This window comes from Streptomyces sp. NPDC048420, from assembly GCF_040651535.1.
In the GTDB taxonomy this organism is placed as follows: domain Bacteria; phylum Actinomycetota; class Actinomycetes; order Streptomycetales; family Streptomycetaceae; genus Streptomyces.
Window position 1 is genome coordinate 39,218 of sequence record NZ_JBEZKG010000004.1, and the last position, 16,422, is coordinate 55,639.

At 69.0% G+C, this 16,422-nt stretch carries 19 protein-coding genes and 1 pseudogene; 7 read left to right on the forward strand and 13 right to left on the reverse strand.

Annotation, left to right across the window (positions count from 1 at the left end; translation table 11 throughout):
• The first annotated feature begins 51 nt into the window (after window positions 1-51).
• On the forward strand, window positions 52-957 hold the full coding sequence (locus tag AB0D34_RS07530) for a Gfo/Idh/MocA family oxidoreductase (protein ID WP_362657969.1): 906 nt from the start codon (window positions 52-54) through the stop codon (window positions 955-957).
• Here AB0D34_RS07530 and lnt read toward each other — a convergent pair.
• The 10 genes and pseudogenes from lnt to AB0D34_RS07580 form a co-directional block, all read right to left on the reverse strand.
• A complete protein-coding gene (gene lnt / locus AB0D34_RS07535; protein WP_362657971.1) occupies window positions 881-2,446 on the reverse strand; it encodes an apolipoprotein N-acyltransferase in 1,566 nt (521 codons plus the stop codon). The genes AB0D34_RS07530 and lnt overlap by 77 nt on opposite strands.
• A gap of 65 nt (window positions 2,447-2,511) precedes the next feature.
• Window positions 2,512-2,997, reverse strand: a complete 486-nt coding sequence (locus tag AB0D34_RS07540) for a nuclear transport factor 2 family protein (RefSeq protein ID WP_362657974.1) — start codon at window positions 2,995-2,997, stop codon at window positions 2,512-2,514.
• A 65-nt stretch (window positions 2,998-3,062) separates the two neighbouring features.
• Entirely contained in the window at window positions 3,063-4,235 is a 1,173-nt protein-coding gene (locus AB0D34_RS07545; protein ID WP_362657977.1) for an FAD-dependent monooxygenase, read from the reverse strand.
• Between the two features lie 36 nt (window positions 4,236-4,271).
• Complete coding sequence (locus AB0D34_RS07550; RefSeq protein ID WP_362657980.1) at window positions 4,272-4,451, reverse strand: hypothetical protein; 180 nt, start codon at window positions 4,449-4,451, stop codon at window positions 4,272-4,274.
• Window positions 4,452-4,559: 108 nt separating this feature from the next.
• Window positions 4,560-4,820, reverse strand: coding sequence for a hypothetical protein (locus AB0D34_RS07555; protein ID WP_362657983.1), 261 nt, complete (start codon window positions 4,818-4,820; stop codon window positions 4,560-4,562).
• A gap of 6 nt (window positions 4,821-4,826) precedes the next feature.
• A pseudogene (locus AB0D34_RS07560) lies at window positions 4,827-4,964 on the reverse strand (undecaprenyl-diphosphatase); the annotation flags it as partial.
• The gene (locus tag AB0D34_RS07565; protein ID WP_362657986.1) at window positions 4,961-6,328 is read right to left on the reverse strand and encodes an integrase; all 1,368 of its coding nucleotides are present in this window, start codon (window positions 6,326-6,328) and stop codon (window positions 4,961-4,963) included. The pseudogene AB0D34_RS07560 and the gene AB0D34_RS07565, both read right to left, overlap by 4 nt.
• 315 nt (window positions 6,329-6,643) lie before the next feature.
• The gene (locus tag AB0D34_RS07570) at window positions 6,644-7,000 is read right to left on the reverse strand and encodes a hypothetical protein (protein WP_362657989.1); all 357 of its coding nucleotides are present in this window, start codon (window positions 6,998-7,000) and stop codon (window positions 6,644-6,646) included.
• An 853-nt stretch (window positions 7,001-7,853) separates the two neighbouring features.
• Complete coding sequence (locus AB0D34_RS07575; RefSeq protein ID WP_362657992.1) at window positions 7,854-8,033, reverse strand: hypothetical protein; 180 nt, start codon at window positions 8,031-8,033, stop codon at window positions 7,854-7,856.
• A 496-nt stretch (window positions 8,034-8,529) separates the two neighbouring features.
• Window positions 8,530-8,757, reverse strand: coding sequence for a hypothetical protein (locus tag AB0D34_RS07580; RefSeq protein ID WP_362657995.1), 228 nt, complete (start codon window positions 8,755-8,757; stop codon window positions 8,530-8,532).
• 410 nt (window positions 8,758-9,167) lie between these two features.
• Here AB0D34_RS07580 and AB0D34_RS07585 point away from each other — a divergent pair, with 410 nt between their 5' ends.
• Entirely contained in the window at window positions 9,168-9,791 is a 624-nt protein-coding gene (locus AB0D34_RS07585) for a hypothetical protein (protein WP_362657997.1), read from the forward strand.
• A gap of 7 nt (window positions 9,792-9,798) precedes the next feature.
• Here the strand turns inward: AB0D34_RS07585 and AB0D34_RS07590 are convergent, their stop codons facing one another.
• The 3 genes from AB0D34_RS07590 to AB0D34_RS07600 form a co-directional block, all read right to left on the reverse strand.
• On the reverse strand, window positions 9,799-10,092 hold the full coding sequence (locus tag AB0D34_RS07590; RefSeq protein WP_362658000.1) for a hypothetical protein: 294 nt from the start codon (window positions 10,090-10,092) through the stop codon (window positions 9,799-9,801).
• Window positions 10,093-10,434: 342 nt separating this feature from the next.
• Entirely contained in the window at window positions 10,435-10,599 is a 165-nt protein-coding gene (locus tag AB0D34_RS07595; protein WP_362658003.1) for a hypothetical protein, read from the reverse strand.
• A 32-nt stretch (window positions 10,600-10,631) separates the two neighbouring features.
• Window positions 10,632-11,966 (reverse strand): hypothetical protein, encoded by a 1,335-nt coding sequence (locus tag AB0D34_RS07600; RefSeq protein WP_362658006.1) that lies wholly within the window; start codon window positions 11,964-11,966, stop codon window positions 10,632-10,634.
• Window positions 11,967-12,157: 191 nt separating this feature from the next.
• Here AB0D34_RS07600 and AB0D34_RS07605 point away from each other — a divergent pair, with 191 nt between their 5' ends.
• The 5 genes from AB0D34_RS07605 (at window position 12,158) to tgmC (ending at window position 16,394) form a co-directional block, all read left to right on the forward strand.
• Entirely contained in the window at window positions 12,158-13,072 is a 915-nt protein-coding gene (locus AB0D34_RS07605) for a DUF6415 family natural product biosynthesis protein (RefSeq protein WP_362658009.1), read from the forward strand.
• A 68-nt stretch (window positions 13,073-13,140) separates the two neighbouring features.
• Window positions 13,141-13,965: an aminoglycoside phosphotransferase gene (locus AB0D34_RS07610; RefSeq protein WP_362658011.1), complete on the forward strand. Its 825-nt coding sequence runs from the start codon at window positions 13,141-13,143 to the stop codon at window positions 13,963-13,965.
• A gap of 61 nt (window positions 13,966-14,026) precedes the next feature.
• Window positions 14,027-14,320 carry a putative ATP-grasp-modified RiPP gene (gene tgmA / locus AB0D34_RS07615; RefSeq protein ID WP_362658014.1) on the forward strand — a complete coding sequence of 98 codons (294 nt, stop codon included), beginning with the start codon at window positions 14,027-14,029 and terminating at the stop codon, window positions 14,318-14,320.
• Window positions 14,317-15,270: an ATP-grasp ribosomal peptide maturase gene (gene tgmB, locus AB0D34_RS07620; protein WP_362658017.1), complete on the forward strand. Its 954-nt coding sequence runs from the start codon at window positions 14,317-14,319 to the stop codon at window positions 15,268-15,270. Before tgmA ends, tgmB begins: the two co-directional genes overlap by 4 nt.
• Window positions 15,267-16,394 carry an ATP-grasp peptide maturase system methyltransferase gene (gene tgmC, locus AB0D34_RS07625; protein WP_362658020.1) on the forward strand — a complete coding sequence of 376 codons (1,128 nt, stop codon included), beginning with the start codon at window positions 15,267-15,269 and terminating at the stop codon, window positions 16,392-16,394. Before tgmB ends, tgmC begins: the two co-directional genes overlap by 4 nt.
• Window positions 16,395-16,422: the final 28 nt, after the last annotated feature.

Genomic DNA, 16,422 nt, shown 5'->3' on the forward strand with positions numbered 1-16,422 from the left:
CGCCGTATGCTTCCGGCAAGGCCCCGGCAGACAACCGTTGGAGGAGTCCACGTGAAGGTCGGCTGCATCGGACTCGGTGACATCGCGCAGAAGGCGTATCTGCCGGTGCTCGGCAGCCGGCCCGGGGTCGAACTGCACCTGCAGACGCGGACCCCGGCGACCCTGACCAGGGTCGCCGACGGACTGCGCCTGCCCGACGCACAGCGCCACACCGACCTGGACGCCCTGCTCGCCCAGGACCTCGACGCGGCCTTCGTGCACGCGCCGACGAACGTGCACCCCGACATCGTCGCGCGGCTCCTGAAGGCGGGCGTACCGACCTATGTCGACAAGCCCCTCGCCTACGAACTCGCCGACTCCGCACGGCTGGTGGCGCTCGCCGAAGAACGGAGCGTAAGCCTCGCCGTCGGGTTCAACCGGCGTTTCGCGCCCGGGTACGCGCAGTGCGCCGAGCATCCGCGCGAGCTGATCCTCATGCAGAAGAACCGGATCGGGCTCCCGGAGGAGCCGCGCACGATGATCCTCGACGACTTCATCCATGTCGTCGACACCCTGCGGTTCCTGGTGCCGGGACCGGTCGACGACGTGACGGTACGCGCGCGCGTGGAGTACGGGCTGCTGCACCACGTCGTGCTGCAACTCGCCGGCGACGGCTTCACCGCGCTCGGGGTGATGAACCGGCTCAGCGGCTCGGCCGAGGAGATCCTGGAGGTGTCCGGGCAGGACACCAAGCGGCAGGTGCTCAATCTCGCCGAGGTGATCGACCACAAGGGCCAGCCGACCGTGCGCCGACGCGGCGACTGGGTGCCGGTGGCCCGGCAGCGCGGCATCGAGCAGGCGGTCCTCGCCTTCCTCGACGCCGTGCGCGCGGGAAAGATGCTCAGCGCCCGGGACGCGTTGGCGACCCATGAGCTGTGCGAGCGGGTGGTACAAGCGGTTCAGGAGCGCTCCGCCTGAGTCGGAGCACGCGCAGGCCGTCCGTGGCGCACCAGGCCAGGAGGATCAGCAGCGCCGCGTGCACGGTCCAGTCGCCGAAGCGGACGTACGCCGTCGTCCCGGTCGCCAGCGGTACGTCGTACACGCGCGCGGTGCTGGCGTCGGTGCCGACCCACTGGCCGACGCGCCGACCGCTCGCGTCGTAGACGGCGGAGACGCCGGTGAGGGTCGCGTGGACCATCGGGCGGCCGGTCTCGGCGGCGCGCAGGGCGGCGAGCGAGGCGTGCTGCTCGGGGGCCCAGCTCTGCTGGAACGTCGAGGTCGCCGACTGGGCGATCAGCAACTGGGCGCCGTCCTCGGCGAGATGGCGGCTCATGTCGGGGAACGCCGACTCGAAGCACACCATCGGCCCGACCTTCAGTCCGTGCCCGACGTCCATCACGACCTGCTCGGAACCGTGCCTGCGGTTCTCGGCGGCCGCCTTGCCGACCGAGGTGACCCAGCCGAGCAGCGAGCGGGCCGGGATGTACTCGCCGAAGGGGACCAGGCGCATCTTGTCGTAGCGGTCGCCGGTAAGTCCGTCGGGGCCGACGAGCACCGAACTCTTGTAGATGCCGGGCTTGTCGGAGCGGCGGGCGTCCACGTTGACGAGGATGTCGGCGCCGGTCTCCTCGGAGAGCACCGCGATCCGCTTCGCCAGGTCGGGCCGGTCCCCGAGGTCGAAGCCGACACTGCTCTCACCCCAGACGATCAGGTCGACGTCCTGCCCGGCGAGGTCGCGGGTCAGCTGCTCCTCGCGCGCGAAGCGCTTGTCGGGGCCGTCGATGACACCGGGCTGGACGACCGCGATCCGTGTCGTGTCCCCGTTGTCCGGGCGCGGCGACCACATCCAGGCCGCCGAGGTCACGGCGGCCGCGGAGACCAGGCCCGCCACCGCGGGCACCCGGGACGCGCGGACCGTCACCAGCACGGCGACCGCGACATTGACGGCCACGATCAGGAAGCTGATCATCCACACCCCGCCGACCGAGGCCAGCCGAAGCGCCGGTTCGACCTCCCACTGGGTGGAACCGAGCACGCCCCACGGGCCGCCGAGGCCCTGCCACGAGCGGACGAGTTCGATGCCGAGCCATCCGGACGGCAGCACGGCCAGCGCCGCCGCGATCCGGCCGCGCGAGGGGACCCCGACCAGGAAGTGCCGTACCAGCGCGCCCCAGGGGGCCCACAGCGCGCCGAGGAGGGCGCCGATGACGAAGATGAACACGCTCAGGCTCGGCAGCAGCCAGTGGTGCATCCCCACCATGAACCCGAAACCGCCTGCCCAGCCGTCGTACGCCGCCCGTTTCGCCGTGGGAGCGGAACGGATCAGCGCGATCCAGGGGACGAGGGCGACGTAGGCACACCACCACAGGTCCGGGGCGGGGAACGCGAGTACGGGAAGGGCGCCTGCCAGTGTGGCGACGATGGAGCGCCGCCACGGGGAGGCGAGCCAGTGGCCGAACGTGTTCATACGGCGCCTCCTACCCCGTGGGTGTCTCCATTGTGCGTGTGGTTGACCACCCCGAGGGCGTCGGCTCAGTTGATCACAGGTGTCGGCCGCGGGTCCGGCAGACGGCGCCACTTCTCCTCTACGACGACCTCGCGCAGCCGCCAGCCGTCGTCGGTGCGCAGCAGCGTGAAGGCGTAGCGGCCGCCGCAGACGAAGTCGGGTGCGGTGGCGGTGACGTCCGTGCCGGCGAAGCGCATCGGGTTGATGTAGTCGGCCTGGACGCGGGCCGTGTCCCCGGTGTCCTGGTCGAGGGTGCCGAAGCGGACGCGGCGGTTGACGATCAGATGCTGGCGCATCGAGAACAGCCCCAGGCTCTCCGCGAGCCAGTCGGCGACCTTGTGCGCGCCTCCCTCGACCCCGCCCGCCGAGCGGTAGTCGGCCCGCCCGTCGGAGGTGAACAGCCTTCGGTAGGCCTCCCAGTCGCCGTCGTCCACGGCCACGGCGTAGTCGGTGACGAGGGCATCCACGGCCAGCCGGTCCATCACGGTCGCGAGCTCCACACGCTGCGTCATCGGCTCAGTGTTGGGCATGGGGCGGGCCGCGCCAAGGGGGCGTGCGGTGACATTCGGCGAACAGGTCATCGGTCAGTGAGGACGTCCACCGGCCAGGAGACCGAGAACGGGCCGAACCTGTTCTCGGCGGCGAACGCGACCATGCGGGCGTTGCGGGCGTCGGCCTCGGGGCCGTCCGGCAGGTGGTAGTCCTGCCCCGCGCGCGCGGAACCCGCCTGTACGGCGGTCGCGGCCGGGACCCGCCGGCGCACGTACCGGTCGAGCGCCTCGGGCACCTCGTCCGGTCCCGCGCCGGTGAGGCAGTCGCCGAGCACGGCCGCGTCCATGATGGCCTGGGCCGCGCCCTGGGCCTGGAACGGCACCATCGCGTGGGCGCTGTCGCCGAGCAGGGTGACCCGGCCGGTGTGCCAGCGGGTGAGCGGGGCGCGGGTGTGGATGCCGTAGTGGAGAACCTGGCCCGCGCGTTCGAGGACGGTCAGCAACCGGGGGTCCCAGCCGGCGAAAGCGCGCAGCGGCTCTCCCGGTGCCGCCTGCGCGGTCCAGGACTCCTGGGACGTCCGGTCCGTCACGAACACGGCCACGACGTTGAGGAGTTCGCCGCGGCGCAGCCAGTAGTGGACGAAGTGGCGGTCCGGGCCGAGCCAGACGCCGGTGTCCGGAAGGTCCAGATCGGATAGCTGGCCGGCCGGGAGCAGCGCGCGGTAGGCGGCGGTGCGCGAGAAGACGGCCTCGTCCGCGCCGAACAGCCACTGACGGGCCGCGGAGCGCACCCCGTCCGCCGCCACGACCAGGTCCGCCTCCCAGCGCTCCCCGCTCGCCGTCGTCACGGCGGCCGCCTTCTCGTCCTGGTCGATGCCCACGACGGTGGTGTTCAGCCGCACCGACTCCGGGGGTACGGCGGTGGCCAGGGCGTGGTGCAGATCGGCCCGGTGGATCTGGAGATACGGCGCCCCGAACGCGTCCTCGGCCTCGCGGCCCAGGGTGTAGCGGACGATCTCGGAGCCGTCGGACCAGGTGCGGAAGCTGATGTGGGACGGACGGTAAGCCTGTGCGGCGACCGTGTCGAGGAGGTCGAGGCGGCGCAGTACGCGGGTGGCGTTGGGCGCGAGTTGGATTCCGGCGCCGATCTCGGTGAACCGCCGCGACTGCTCGACGAGCGTCACCTCATGGCCGGCCTGACGCAGGCTCAGCGTCGCGGCCAGTCCTCCGATGCCCGCGCCCACGACGATCGCTCGCATGACATGACCTCACTTCGACGAGGACTCGACGGTGGGTCAGGCCGCCTCGATGACGTCAGCGCGGATCGCGGCCGCCCACTCGACCACCAACAGCTCGTACTCCGCGCGCTCCTGTGACGACAGCGTGCCGCCGGCGCGCATCCAGAGGGCCCGGATCTGCTCGTTCACCTCGGCAGCAGAACGCACGGAACCAGAGGTCACGGAATCGGGGAACATATGCACAAGCCTAGGCGCAAGAACTGACAGTCCGCTACCGGACGGCTACGCACAACGTATGTGATTGGTCACGGGGTTCGGGGTGGACGCCCTGTGGGGCGGTGGCGGTCAGTCGACCCAGACGATCACGACGACGGCATCGGGCGCGAGGAGTCGTGGCGGATCGCCGAAGCCGTCGTACACCTCGTGGTGGTCGAGGAAGCCGCCGGCGCTACCCGGGTCTCCGTCGACCGCACGCTGGAGCAGTGTCACCGCGCCGCAGTCCGCTCCGGACGCACGGCAGTGCCGGATGAGCCCCCACACCGCCCAGCCCGCGTCCAGAAGGCCCTCGGGCGGTGCGACTCGCGCGAACTGCTGGGTGAGGGCCACCCTGTGTCAGCCCGCCGACTCCGCCGCGTGCGGGCTCAGGGCGCCCGTTGTGACCAGGGCGATGATGACGATGCCGAGGGCGATGCGGTACCAGACGAAGGGCATGAAGCTCTTGGTGGAGATGAACTTCATGAACCACTTCATGCGTCGAGGTCCTGAGCGGCTTTGACCTGCTGTTTCCACCACTCTTCAAGATCGAATGGGAGAGTAGTGGGAGATGGCACCTTCCAGTGCTCTCCCTCGCTTGCCACGAAGCGCAGCCACCTGGTTTGCAGCGAATCGGCAATCTCCTGCTCCATGGCCAGGGTAACGTGCGAGTAGAGACCTTCCACGCCGGCGACCTCGTGGCCCATGCGGGTCTCCACGGCGATGCGACTGTGTCGATCTTCGTCCAACCACTCCTTGCCGCCGTGACGAAGCAGGTATAGCCGCTTCCCGGCGTACGCGGTCGCAGGGACCTCCGGAAGGGGACGGCGGGAGGTGACCAGCTGGGGCTGGCCCAGGCGAACCCTCTCGAACTCCTCGGAGGCCGGTCGACCGCGCGAGATCGGCTGCCAGTACGTGTAGCTGAAGTTTGCGTTGGCCAGCAGCCCGCCGCCAATGGCCGGGAAGAGGTACTCGCCATCATGGGTGGCGAGGAGCGCCGTGTGCAGCTCCGCGAGGAAGCCGGGGAGGGAGAGATTTCGATGGGATTCGTACTTCGGCGGGAAGAGTTTCACTGGGCCCTTCCCGCGCTCGCGTTGGAACTGCCACTGGACGCGCAGCGCGGGCAGTGCCGTTGGCCCGTAGCGCTCCAGGGCTTCCTTCCGCCGTTCCAGGTCGGGGTCTGAGGCCGGCCAGTTCGGGTGGCAGAACTCGCGGCGCAGAGCGTAGAGCTCGCCAGGCCGCATGGTCGTGAACGGCATCGTCAGGAAGAAGACGTAGCCGGCGAAACCCCAGAAGGTAAGCGCATTGAGGGCAAGTTGGTGCACCTCCTTCATCTGCATGTCCTGCTTCTTCTCCCGGGGCTTCTTCTTGTACTTGCCGCGTCGGGACTTCTTCTTCACCGGCGATTCGGCCCGTAGGCTGTCATCGACTGCATCGTCCATGATCATGCTGAACACGAGCCGGATCTCTCTGGCGTACGCGTCACCGACACCGGGCTGGGCGTCCAGATGGAGACTCCATGCGCGGTAGTCGGAGGCCTTGATGTCGCCCACGGAGGTCTCACCCCAGTAGGGCACGATGTGGTTGCGCAGGATGCCGTCGATCGTTCGCCATCGCAGGTGCCCGACGTCCTGCGTCTTGAGCCACTTGGGGCAGTAGGTGGACATGAGGATGCTTCCGTCGCGGCGGCTTATGTAGCGCGCGTTACGAACGTCGGATTCCCGGTCCAGTCCGTACGCGTAGGCGACCTCCTCGTCGGTGAAGCCACCCTGGCTGTCGTACTCGGGCTTCCCGTTCGGCTTGATGCGGCCGGTCTTCCAGCGGACGCGGCAAAAGTTGCCGCGCCACTCGGTGTAGGGCATCAGGTGTCTCTCTTTCTGGGCGGTAGGGGCAGAGTTCGGCAGTTGAATGAGGCAGATGTGTCGCGGGGTGTGGGACGGCCGGGATGCCCCCCCATGACTCGGACCGTCCGCAACGGACAGACCATCACTTGGTGAGTCAAGAAGCCGCGTTGGGGTGACGTGCAGGTTGCCGGGCATGGGAAAACCCGCCCTGGTCCGGGAGTTTTCTCACGTCAGGGCGGGTCCGGCGGAGCGAGCCGACCTATGCGCTCCTTCGTCTGGGAGAAAGCAAGTCGGGGTGAGGCTGCCGGTCGCGGCGTACCCTTAGGGGTCGCCTCACGCGACGGGCTTGAGGCGGACGGAGGCCGGTGTAGCCGGGCCGCTGCCAGTGGACTTACGTGTAGTGGCTTTGCGACGGCGGGCCTTGGCCAGTGCCGACGGCCGGGCCATCTCACGGTGAATCTCCCGGATTTCGCGGCAGTCCTGGAGGCTGAACCGCAGGAATTTGCCGAAGCGGTGGTGAGGGAAGCCGCGATGGTTGGCCCCATCTCGAAGCCACCTCTCGCCGCAGCCGATGGCGCCGGCCGCTTCCCGCGGGGTGAGCATCACCTCGCCCTGCTCAAGGGCCTGAATGGCTGCCTCGATTATGGCCTTGCGCTCGGCACCGGTGCGGTTTGCCTCCGGACTAGTCATGGCACCTCTCTTCCGTCTCGGGCTGGTTGGGTGCTTCGTCAACTGGTAGGCACTCGGACTTGACGCGAGCGCAGGAACTTGTACGAACTCGTAGACGGCTGGTCTTTGCGTGTCGGCGCGGAGTGCACCTCGAGCAGCGGCACTGCCGACGCTGTGCTGCAGCGATGATGTCGAGTCGGTTCCTGGTGTGTGTCAAGTTTTCATGGGTGGCGCTCCGGTTCGCCTATCGAAGCTCACCCTGAAAGCCTATCGACTGGTGTATTGACTCGTCAATCAGGTCTTTCGACCCTTGAGGCGAGTCGCTACTCAATCACGCCAGTCGAGCGCTATCGCCCTCTTGTCGAATCCCTTAGCTCCTGAATGTCTGTAGCTGGCCATGCTTGGGGCTCACCCCCGAGGAACTGGCCCGGCTGTGCCCCGCCCGCCACGGCGCCTACGGCCGGATCTGCGCCCGCATGGAGGGCTCCGAGGGCTCCGAGCGGTGGGCACGGCGCACCGTGGAATCGACGTTCGGGGGTGAGCGGCGGAAGTTACGCTGCCGCCGACGCCTGGACACTGGCTCCTTGACGCCGACGCCGCGGTCGAGAGCGCCCGCCGTCTGCTCGCGACCCGCCAGGAGGTCGCGGACAAGAAGCGTGCCGAGCAGCAATAGCCGCGGCCACCCGGCGCCTCGGGCCGCTCAGAGCCAACCGTTACGGCGGGCGGGGCCCACTGCGGGGCTGAGGGGCACAAGGTAGAGGCGGATGGAGCGGACAGCCACGACGTGGCGTTTGAAGAGGGCGCGATGATGCGGGGCCCCGTACCCCTTGACTGCTCTGAGGTTCGGCCGGAAAGGACCATGCCCGCAGCCGGTTCAGGCGGCTGGACTGACGTCATCCTGCTCAAGGGGCGCGCCTTCCGGAACAGCGCCCTTCGCGTGCTTGAGGGCCTGACAGGCGGCTACCATGTCTGAACCCTTGATGCCCTCCCGTTCGCAGCGCGCCCACCACGTGTGGCACTGCACCAGCGCGGCGGCGGCGCGCAGCTCCTCCATGAGCCTGTCGAACTCGGTGGCCTCCTCTGGCGTCCACCCGGGCGACGCGGGTCGGCCGCACCGTTCCCTTCCCCGCTCCGTCTCGTCTTGCCAGCCGGGATGGGACTCACGGGACCAGGGGAGCGTCGCCTGGCGGGCGCGGAGAGCGGCGTACAGATCAGCCACCTGTCGCTGGGCTGCGACCAGGTCAGCGGGGAACTTTTGTGGGTCGAACGGGTCCGGTTCTGGGGCGGGGGGTGCTCATGCTTCGGAGCTTAGTTCGACCGGCTGACAAACCTCCGCCAGCGCGCGACGGCCTCCGTAGGCAGTTCCCGGCGACGGGCGCGGCCCTGCATCTGGCCGCTTTCGCCGGCTCGGGCCGGGCGGAAGCGGGGCGGAACCCTCTTTGGTTCCTCAGCACGAGGGCCCGCTGTGCTCTGCCGAGACAGGAAAGGCGGGATGCCCTGTGCACGAGGCTCCCTCGCGCTTCAGCGTGCGGGTAAGCGCCCTCCCGTGGTCATCCGGCTCGGGCTGCGAGCAGCTGGGCTCGTGTGTAGGTCGCCGTGCCCGGGGCGTCGCGCAGGAGCTCGAACAGGGCACGCGGTGCCGCGGGGGCGTCGGGACGTACAGCAGGTGCGGAGATGTCGTCGAGGAGGACATCGACGAGGCGGGCGAGAGCGAGGCAGCCATTGCCCGAGTAGCCGTAGCCGATGCCCCAGCCGTCCCGTTCGGGTGCCAGCCACAAGGTCTGGTCTTCGGTGCGGATCCAGCAGATCCCGGCGCTGAGGACGAGGGCCGCGAGCGGCGAACGGGTCGGCAGGACCGTCGCGCACGAGGTTCTGCAGGTACGCGCCCAGTTCGGTCACCGGATTCTCCGTCGTCATGATCGGAGAACGACCGGGCTGCTGGGCCGTCACCCGAGCCTGGGGCGCGGCTGGCGCCATTGCGGGGGACCGCTGAGATTCAGCCAAATCGCGTGATCACCCAGGCATGGCCGGGAATGTGCTGGCTACGCTGCCACCAGGCTCCTTCGGGCTTTCCCCCGTAGCCCGCGAGGGACGACAGCAAGACCCCCGCTCTGTCAGGTCAGACGGGGGTCTTGCTGATGTGGATCTTCATCAGGAGGCAGACGTGCCGGTGGACATGGCTACATGCGTGCGCGAGCACACGGAGCGGTACGCGGCCTCGCACGGCGGCCAGCACCCGCTGACGGAGTGCATGCCCTGGGCCGAGGCGATCGTGTCCTGGCTGGGGGCTCTGCCGGGTGACGACAACCCGCACGGGGCGCCTCCGATGTGGCATGGCCCGAACCGATTCGGCCCCAGGGTGATCAGCCCCGACGAACTCACCCTCGCCATCGCCGAGGGGATGCGCCTGGACATGGCCATCCGGGACCTTCCCATCGGCGACCTGCCCCTGTTCGCGGTGCAGGCAGTGCTCCGCGACTGGCTCCGGTGGGACATCGCTCCCGGGACGGAACAGTGGCCCTCTCCAGACGGCACCCCGCACATCACGCAATGGCAGGCGCTCTTCACCGCCGACGCCGAGCGGGCGAAGGAAGCAGCCACCTGCGCGTACTGGGCGATCGAGGAGTTGGACAAGCCCTGGCGCGACATCCAGATGTCGACGGCCTGGTTCCACCGACTGCACACCTACAAGATCGTCTATGGGCGGCTCGCGGACGTGGCGCCGCTGCTCGGGCTCCCCATGCCGGTCCAGGTGCGTGAGCCAGACGACTACATCAGCATGCCGGGCCTTCTCGTCGAGCAGGCGGCCTAGCGCCGCATCAGGCAACGAGCGGGGTCAACTGCACGCCGAGGTGATGCTCCGGCTCGGCGTGCGGGACACCGTCGGCGTGACGGTGGTCTACCCCGAGGACGCGCCTGCCCGTATGTGACAGCCGCGCCCGGCGCGGCGCCGTGTCGAACCGGCTCTCCGTATCGCGGTCCGGGTCCTCGACGTACACCTCGATCTCCTCCAGCGCCACAGTGAGCGCCTGGAGGAGATCGTCGATGGCCACGGTCGGCCCGTCCTGCCGCTTCAGGACGGCCGTGATCGTGAAGGTGACGCGCTTGGGCATGACGGGGCTCCTCAACGTGCGATCGGATGCAACAAGAGGGGTTGGCCAACCCGCCACAGGCAGCGTAGGAACCCTTCTGACCTGTGCCAACCGAGGCCAGAAACCTTGAGAAACCCCATCGGGCCCCACGGGCGCCCCGCTCGCGCCCACCGGCCGCCTTCGTGCCGCTCGAAAGCTCGATCCGGCGGCTCGGGGCACGATTCCGGCCCGAGCAGCCACCGAAGCGCGCCCGGTCAGTGTTATAACGACTGCCCGAACAGCGCTCGATCGGATCCACACGACGCGGGCCCACTGTCCTGATCCACAACAGGTAGCCCTGGTTCTCAGTGCGGGTGACCGGTTTCATGCTGCGACGTTCTCCCCGTTGATCTCGGCCCAGCGGATGAGGAGACGTTCGTACTCCGGGGTGCGCGCAGGGCCTTCGGGCTCCTGCATGAGCGCGCGGATCTCCTCGTTGATGCTGTCCGGGTCAGGCGCCGCCGGGCCCGTGGGCCCGATGGGTGCCATACCGGCACGGTACGGGACAGCACTGACAATCGTCAGACGGTTGCGTACGTCCTCTGCCAGGCGAGGGCCTGTTCGTCGAGGACTGCGGCCACGCGGACACCGCGCCCGTGGAAGACCTGCAGATGACGCCGGATTGCGCGCACTTCCTTCGCGGCGCGGTCGGAGCGGACCCCGCCCAGCGAGGCCAGCGACTTCGACCAGGTCCCGCAGGCCTCTTCGAGGTGCCCCTGCGCGGCCTGCTCGCGCCCCTGGGCGGCCATCGACAGGGCGCTGATGCGCGGCTGCTCGCTCAGGACGCGACGTCGGGCGGATTCCCCATAGTGGCGTTCTGCGTTCGCGTGGTCGCCGAGGGCCCGGAACGTCTTCGCGGTGTGACTGGAGACCGTCCCCATGGGAGATCCCCAGCGGGCCGCCCACTCGGGCAGTGCTTCGGTGTGGCCGGCTGCCGCCAGGTCCTGGGCGGCGCGGATCTGTGCGGCCGCCTCCGGACCTCTGCGGGCCACGGCGAGGGCACGGGCCCGGGTCACCGTGAACAGGGCTTCGGTCGCCGGGTCGACGCGTCCGTGCACGAGCGACAGTGCAGCATCGGCGAGGCTGAGCGTGGACTCGGGACGGCGGATGTCCATCCCGTTGTGGGCGAGGATGCGCAGGATCCACGCCTCGTGAAGGGTGTCGCCCGCCTCGCGGGTCAGGGCCAGGGCCTGAAGGTAGTAGTGCTGTGCGAGACCGTGCTCGGATGCGTCGTAGGCCTTCCAACCGCACAGGTAGGCGACGGCAGCAGCTGCCGACATGGCTTGCCGGTGCTCGCTCTCGGTCGCGAACGACGCCTCGCACAGAGCGGCGACGTCGGTGCGCAAGTACTGCACGACCGCGCTGCGCCCGTGCTGCCCGCCGTGGCGTTCGTCGATCGCCGTGAACAGGTTGGTCATGTCGCGTACGGCGTCGATCTCCGCCTGCCCGGCCCGGCCGGTGCGGGCCGAGCGGGCTCTGTGCGCGTAGTCGACTGCCTGGTCCGTGCCGAGCGGGAGTGCCGCCGCGGCGACGGAATAGGCCGCTGCCGTGAGGAATTTCCGCCTGTGGATGTCCGCCTCCCCGATTCGCCGTAGCATGTCCACAGGATCCAGCCCCGTGACCAACCCAAGCAGGTTGCGGGGCTGTTCCTTGTCCGGGGTGTCGAACCCCAGGTCGCAGGGGCGTAGTTGGCGCCCCAGACGACGGCTCATTGCCTCGGCAATGTATCCGGCCGTGACCGCTGCGGGGGGACGGCCCCGTACCCACTGCATGACGGCGGACTTGTTGGTGCGCAGGGGATCGCCTGCTTCAGCGGAGACGGCCCGCACGTCACCGGCGAGGTCGTCGTACGTCATGTGAGCGTCTTTGAGGGCCTGTTGGAGCGATTCGTTGCGCGGGCGTGCGTCGTTCACGGTGTTGGTCCACCCTCCCAAGCAGGGCGTTATACCGGGTATACCGGTTGGTGCGTGCAAGCACTACCCGTCCCAGCGTAGTCCTCGTTTTACTCGCCGTATCCGCGAACGAGACAGCCGCTTGGGAGCTCGGGATGGCAGCAGAAAGCGCAGTCGCGTCCGAGGAGGATTCCTCGGCCGGTCCACCCGCTGTGTCCTGGGACGCGCAGGAGATGGAGTCAAGGGTGCGGTCGTGGCTGCTGCTGGCCGCCTACCGCCCTGCCTGTGCTGTCATGGAATGGCAGAAACACGGCGTGGCCCTGCTGGCGTGCAACACCCTGTTCGCAGTCGTACGCATGCCTGCGGGCCTGGTCCATCTCGTGGCGGGCACCGACGATCCCGAGCAGGTCGCCGACTATCTGGAGTCGGCCGTCCACGGGGGTGCGGTGTTCGTCGACTCGACGAACGAGTTCTACTACTTCCTGCTGCCGCCGAGCACCTCCGGGTCGTGGGAGTCGCCGGGGGTGGACCTCCTCGGCTCGGACTACTCCATCGGAGTGCCGCCCCCGGAGGTGACCGCGGTACACGCCGACAGGCATCGCTCGTACTGGGCTGTGCCGATGCGGAGCCCGCACAGCCTGTGCAGCCCGGAGGCGGTGCGGCAACTCGCCTCGCACGCCCGACTCCTGGTCGTGCAGCAGAACGGCGACATCGACCCGATCGCCTGCCGGGCCCGCTGCGCTGAAGCTCTGTCGGTGACCCGCGACGTGCCGCGTGAACTGCCCGTACGCAAACGTGTGAACCAGCTGACGCCGGTCCTTCGCGATGACGTCGAAATGCTGGTCCCCCACGTCCAGGAACGGATCGACCGCATCCCGGACGAGGAGAACCGCAAGACGGCGCAGTGGCTCCTCACGCGGGCCCGCAGCAACCTGCTCGACGGGCCGGGCAGCACCGACCTGAGCGCAGCCCAGCACCTCGAAGACCTCGCCCATGTGGCGCGGGCCCTGATGACGCTGGTCGACCTCGCGGCCGCACCGGCACTGCCGGTGCGGACTGCGGGCAGATAGGACGGCATTGGTTGACGTGCCCGGCCCTGTGGGCGGGCGCCTCATACGAGACAGACAGGGAACCACTTGTGGACACGCCGCCCAGCTCCTTCGACGAACTACCCGAGGAGACCCGGCAGACCATCGAAGGGCAGACCGGCCGCATCACGGGCTACTACTCCGACCGGCGAGCGGCCGGCTGCGTTCTGGGCGCGTTCCTGGACACCGTGCGCGGTGCCGTCTTCGTGAAGGCCACCCCCACCGACTCGGTGAAAGCCTCCTCCCTGGTGCAGGAAGCGGCCGTCACCATGCACTTGCCTCCGGTGTGCCCGCGCCTGCTGTGGCGGGTCGAGTCCGGCGGGTGGCTTGTGCTGGGCTTCGAGGTCATCGATGGCTACTGCGCCGACTTCACCAACAGCGGCGACCTGGTGTACGTCCTCGACGCGCTGCAGGAGCTGTCGTCGATGGACGTGCCTGAGGAAGACGAATCGTTCTGGCACCTGGCGCAGATCGAGTGGGCTGAGCAGCGCTGGGCGCGGTTCGCCGACGAGGGCACCGCGCACCTCTTCGCGGGAAAGACACTGCTGCACACGGACATCGGTCCCCGTAGCGTCCTCATCGACAAGCGGGCCTACGTCGTGAACTGGTCGCGGCCGTGCCGTGGAGCGGCCTTCATCGAACCGTTCGGGATGGCCGTGCGCATGGTCGAAGCAGGCCATGCAGCGAATGAAGCACTGAGCTGGGTCCGGCGCGTGCCGTCGTGGCGCGAGGCCACCCCCGAGGCCCGCCGGGCGTTCGCCACCGTGACCGTACGCATGTGGAGAGAACGGGCCGACCAGGAGCCGAAGGCGTTCGCGATGGCTGCTTGCGCGGCCGACGTGAAGGCACACCTGCTGAAGAACGACTGGACATAACCAGCTTCAGCCATCACAGAGAGCGGCTGACCCAGCCGCCTCACTAACACCGAGGAGAGACATGTTCGTTCACTCTGACCGGATGCCGACGAGCGCAGCCGTCCCGCAAGGAACCAGCACGCCGCTGCCGTGGGGAGTCGGTCGTATGGCGCCCTACCCCACGATGGCTCCCGGATACGCCGATGTCCGACTCGACCCCGGTACGCAGACCGCAGTGTTCTACGACGCCAACGACCAGATCATGGAGATGCCAGGCCACGGCACCAGCACCGGCACCTCTCCCGCCACGGGCACGAGCCCGGACGGCAACGGCGGCACCCAGGACAGCGACACCGGAAGCGACAGCGACCAGTGAGGGACGCACGTCCTGTGCTGGTCGTCACCAGCTTGCATGACCCCACCGCGGACGTGGTGATCCGTGAGCTGCACGACCGGGACATCCCGGTCGTGCGGCTCGACTCGGGGGACTTCCCCGCCTCGTTGTCGGTCGAGGCGGAGATCACGGCGAACGGGATCCAGGGCCGTCTCGTCACCCCCTCGCGAACCGCGGATCTGGCACAGGTGCGCTCCCTGTACTACCGCAAGCCGACCGGGTTCACCTTCGCCCACCTCGACGCCCAGGACGCCCAGTTCGCTGTCACGCAGGCCCGCTACGGCATCGGCGGGGTACTGGCCGCTCTGCCGGGCTGCCTGTACGTCAACCACCCCCACCGCATCGGGGACGCGGAGTTCAAACCGTCCGGGCTGGCCGCGGCCGTCGACGCAGGCTTCCTGGTGCCGCCCACCCTCATCACCTCCAGCCCCGACGCGGCCAGAGCCTTCATCAAGCAGCACGGCCCGGTCCTCTACAAGCCGCTGCACAACCCCACGTACCGGGTTGACGGGACGTCGAGCGTCGTCAGGATCGCCGACGTGTCCGCCGACGACATCGACGACGGTGTGGCGGGCACGGCACACCTGTTCCAGAAGCGGATCCCCAAGTCCGGGGACGTACGGGTGACCGTCATCGGTGACCAGGTGTTCTGCGTCCGTATCGACTCCGGCCTGCTGGACTGGCGCACCGACTACGACCGGCTCACCTACACCCCGGTCAAGCCGCCAGCGGGCATCGAGTCAGCTCTGCGCCACTACATGAACCACTTCGGTCTCCCTTTCGGGGCTTTCGACTTCTGCGTCGCCGAGGACGGCCGATGGTGGTTCCTGGAGTGCAATCCCGCCGGCCAGTGGTACTGGCTGGAACCCGAGACGGGTCTGCCGATGTGCGCAGCCCTGGCGGACCTACTGGAGAGGAAGTCCCCGACGTGAGCGACGACAAGGGCCTGCGGCTCGCGCTCGCCGAGCGCCTGGCCGTTGACGGCCATCTGCGCACCGAGCCATGGCGGGCCGCAGTCGAAAGTGTGCCCCGGCACGCATTCCTGCACAGCGGCTACTTCGAACGGACGGACAGCCCCGGCCCCACCGGATGGCGGCCCGTCCTGCCCGATGAACCCGGATGGCTGGACGGCTGCTACCAGGACACATCCCTCGTCACCCAGATCGCCGGGACGATCTCCCCGCGAGACATCCGCGGCGAGATCCTGCGCGAGCCCACCTCGTCGAGCACCCTGCCAGGCCTGGTGGTCCGGATGCTCGAAGACCTTCAGGTCGAGGACGGCAACCGCGTGCTGGAGATCGGTACGGGAACCGGCTACTCCACGGGCTTGCTCTGCCACCGGCTCGGCGAAGACCTCGTGACGTCCATGGAGGTTGACCCGGGCGTCTCCAACCGTGCCCGCGCCGCGCTCGGACACTCCGGGTACGCGCCGCTCCTGATCGCGGGAGACGGGCTGGCCGGCCACCCCGACGGTGCCCCGTACGACCGGCTGATCGCCACGTGCGCAGTGACGGAGCTCCCGTACACGTGGGTGGAGCAGACCCGGCCCGGCGGGGTCATCCTGGCGACCCTGGCGGGCTGGCTGGGTTCCTCCGAACTGGCCCGGCTCACCGTGGGTGAGGACGGCACGGCGCGCGGCACGCTGTTCGCCGGGCAGGTCTCCTTCATGATCGCCCGGTCGCAGATGCCGCCTCCGCTTGGCCTCCTGCCCGACACCGACGACGGCGACGAGCGCAAGACCCTGGTCGGTGCCGACGACCTGGAGGACTGGAACACGCGATTCGTGGCCCAGATCGCCGCCCCGCACGCGCAGCTCCTCACCCTCACCCGCGACGGCCGCACGGAGCACCTCCTAGTCGATGTGGACGACGGCTCCTGGGCCGTACTCGTTCACCGCGGCGAGACGTGGACCGTCCGCCAGGGCGGCCCTGTCGCCTTGTGGGACCAGATCGAGAGGGCTGTCCATCTGTGGGAGGCCGCCGGCTCCCCGGGCCTGGACCAGTTCGAGGTCACCGTCACTCCAGAGGGGCAGACAGTGGGATGGCCCAAAGGCTGATCGGCCCCGTCCCCACTTGAGGCCCTCA

Excerpts from the sequence above, each read along its gene's own strand:
- AB0D34_RS07570 (WP_362657989.1), bottom strand. The coding sequence starts at position 7,000 with ATGACTAGTCCGGAGGCAAACCGCACCGGTGCCGAGCGCAAGGCCATA.
- AB0D34_RS07540 (WP_362657974.1), bottom strand. The coding sequence starts at position 2,997 with ATGACGCAGCGTGTGGAGCTCGCGACCGTGATGGACCGGCTGGCCGTG.
- AB0D34_RS07590 (WP_362658000.1), bottom strand. The coding sequence starts at position 10,092 with ATGCCCAAGCGCGTCACCTTCACGATCACGGCCGTCCTGAAGCGGCAG.
- AB0D34_RS07550 (WP_362657980.1), bottom strand. The coding sequence starts at position 4,451 with ATGTTCCCCGATTCCGTGACCTCTGGTTCCGTGCGTTCTGCTGCCGAG.
- AB0D34_RS07595 (WP_362658003.1), bottom strand. The coding sequence starts at position 10,599 with ATGGCACCCATCGGGCCCACGGGCCCGGCGGCGCCTGACCCGGACAGC.
- AB0D34_RS07600 (WP_362658006.1), bottom strand. The coding sequence starts at position 11,966 with ATGACGTACGACGACCTCGCCGGTGACGTGCGGGCCGTCTCCGCTGAA.
- AB0D34_RS07575 (WP_362657992.1), bottom strand. The coding sequence starts at position 8,033 with ATGGAGGAGCTGCGCGCCGCCGCCGCGCTGGTGCAGTGCCACACGTGG.
- tgmA (WP_362658014.1), top strand. The coding sequence starts at position 14,027 with ATGTTCGTTCACTCTGACCGGATGCCGACGAGCGCAGCCGTCCCGCAA.
- AB0D34_RS07545 (WP_362657977.1), bottom strand. The coding sequence starts at position 4,235 with ATGCGAGCGATCGTCGTGGGCGCGGGCATCGGAGGACTGGCCGCGACG.
- AB0D34_RS07565 (WP_362657986.1), bottom strand. The coding sequence starts at position 6,328 with ATGCCCTACACCGAGTGGCGCGGCAACTTTTGCCGCGTCCGCTGGAAG.
- lnt (WP_362657971.1), bottom strand. The coding sequence starts at position 2,446 with ATGAACACGTTCGGCCACTGGCTCGCCTCCCCGTGGCGGCGCTCCATC.
- AB0D34_RS07605 (WP_362658009.1), top strand. The coding sequence starts at position 12,158 with ATGGCAGCAGAAAGCGCAGTCGCGTCCGAGGAGGATTCCTCGGCCGGT.